3 protein-coding genes are annotated in these 2403 nt (G+C 63.0%); all 3 read left to right on the forward strand.

Going from position 1 to position 2403, the window contains the following annotated elements:
* On the forward strand, positions 1-374 hold a 374-nt coding region (locus IVB42_RS28705), incomplete at its 5' end, for a transposase (RefSeq protein WP_247471493.1).
* Entirely contained in the window at positions 371-724 is a 354-nt protein-coding gene (tnpB, locus tag IVB42_RS28710; RefSeq protein ID WP_007601228.1) for an IS66 family insertion sequence element accessory protein TnpB, read from the forward strand. The genes IVB42_RS28705 and tnpB, both read left to right, overlap by 4 nt.
* Positions 725-793: 69 nt before the next feature.
* Positions 794-2383, forward strand: coding sequence for an IS66 family transposase (locus tag IVB42_RS28715; protein WP_247336381.1), 1590 nt, complete (start codon positions 794-796; stop codon positions 2381-2383).
* The last annotated feature ends 20 nt before the right edge of the window (positions 2384-2403 follow it).

A 2403-nucleotide genomic window follows, 5' to 3' on the forward strand; every position in this document is an offset into this window, starting at 1 on the left:
GATCGGTGAGCCGGCTGGAGGTTCTTGAAGGACCATCGGGGCGCCGCGTACGTTCGGAAGCTGAGAGAGCTCGGATCGTCGCCGAGAGTCTGTTACCCGGTGCCCAGGTGTCCGAGGTGGCGCGCAAGCACGGAGCGACGCGCTGGCAAATCTACGATTGGCGGCGGCGGTTTCGACAGCGAGGCATGTTGTCGCCGCGCGAGGTATCGCAGCCGACATTCGCGCCGCTAGTCGTGGAAGGTGCGTTGGAGGAGCGTCAGGTTCCGGCGATCAAGCTTGAGATCGCGATCGGCGATGTCGTGCTGCGGACGGACACAGCCATAGATGGCGAGCAGCTGTCCCGTGTGATCCGCGCGATGCGAGCGTCACGATGATCGCGGCCGGTGCCGATCTGAAGATTTACATCGCGACGCGGCCGATCGACTTCCGCTGTGGCCACGATGGGCTTGCGGCGAAGGTGCAGGAGATGCTTCGTCTCGACCCGTTCAGCGGCGCAGCCTTCGTGTTCCGATCGAAACGAGCGGACCGGATCAAGATTTTGGTCTGGGATCGAACGGGTCTGGTGTTGGTGCACAAGCGTCTTGAAGGTTGCAAGTTCGTTTGGCCAACGATCGCAGACGGCGTGATACGGATATCGCCGGCGATGTTCGCAGCCCTGTTCGAGGGGCTGGATTGGAGGTTGGTCCGCCCGGAAGAAGCGCGGCGTCCCCAGGCGGCTGGATAACTGCGGCAGAATGACTCGGAAGCTATTTTGAATGTGGCACGCGCGGCGGCGATGTGCTCGAAATAGCGCATGAGCATCGCGGCGCTGCGCGACGAAAACGAACACCTGAAGGCGCTTTTGGCGCAAACGCAGGCGGCCTTGAGCGAACATCAGGCGGCGCTGGCGACGTCGGAAGAGGCGCGGCGTCGGTTGGAGGTCATTCTCGGCGAATTGCGACGCGAGAAGTTCGGCGCGACGTCCGAGAAGCTGCGGCCAGATCAGTATCACTTGCCGCTGGAAGACGTGGAGATCGCGCAAGGCATCCTGGACGCGGCGCAGGAGAGAGCCGAGGCTGTGATCAAGGGCCGATCGCGGAGCGCGCCGGATCAAGGTTCTCATCGCAACCGCGGCTGCCTGCCTGCCCATTTGCCGCGGGTGGAACGGATCATCGAGCCTGCGAGTACGCTTTGCCCGTGCGGTTGCGGCGCCATGACGAAGATCGGCGAGGACGTCAGCCAGCGCCTCGACGTGATCCCGGCGCAATGGCGCGTGCTGATCACACGCCGCCCAAAATACATCTGTCGCCGCTGCTCCGGCCCCGTCGTGCAGGCGCACGCACCGGAGCACGTCGTGCCCGGCGGGCTGCCGACCGAAGCGGCCATCGCGCATGTGATCGTCTCCAAATTTGGCGACCATACGCCATTTTACCGTCAGGCCGAGATCTATGCGCGCCAGGGCATCCGGCTTGATCGGGCGACACTGGGCAACTGGTCCGGCCGCGCCTGCTTCCATCTTCAGCCCATCGCGGAACACATGCGCCACCACCTGGCCATGGCGGATCGGCTGTTCATGGACGAGACCAAGGCGCCGGTACTCGATCCGGGGCGCGGCCAAACGAAGAAAGGCTACTTCTGGGCGATTGCCTCAGACGACCGCGGCCACAGCGGCCCAAGTCCGCCGATCGTGCTGTTCCGATATGCCCCCAGTCGCAGCGGTGCCTTCGCTGAGCAGTTCCTAGATGGCTTTGGCGGACGCTTCCTGCAATGCGATGCCTATGACGGTTATGATCGACTGACCGAAGTCGCTCGACTGCAAGGGCCTTGGACGCTCGTGCATTGCTGGAGCCACTTGCGCCGACGCTTCGTCAAATTGGCCCGCAATAGCAAATCGCCGATCGCCGAGGCCGCCATTCGGCACATCGCACAGCTTTACGCCATCGAAGCCATGGTGCGCGGTGCATCGCCGGACATCCGGCTCGCCGCACGAAAGGAGCATTCGTTGGCTCTCGTCGCCGCTTTGAAAATGTGGTTCGAGAAGCAGCTGTCGATGATCTCCAGCGGTTCGACGCTCGCCGAGGACATCCGCTACGCGCTCAATCACTGGCAAGGTCTGACCCGCTTCCTCGAAGACGGGCGCCTCGAGCTCGACACCAACCCTGTCGAGAACGCCATCCGGCCAGTCTGCCTGACCAGAAAAAATGCGCTCTTCGCCGGTCATGAGGTCGGAGCCGAAAACTGGGCCTTGCTCGCCTCGATCGTCGCCACCTGCAAGCTCAACGACGTCAACCCGGCCGCCTACATCGCCGAAACACTCGAGACGATCATCGACGGCCATCCCCATAGCCGCATCGAAGACCTCATGCCGTGGCGATTCCGCAAAACGTCAAGCCAGCCTCAATAGGGTTGCGGCTAAGCGCTTAC

Source organism: Bradyrhizobium sp. 45 (assembly GCF_023073155.1).
Taxonomy (GTDB): domain Bacteria; phylum Pseudomonadota; class Alphaproteobacteria; order Rhizobiales; family Xanthobacteraceae; genus Bradyrhizobium; species Bradyrhizobium canariense_D.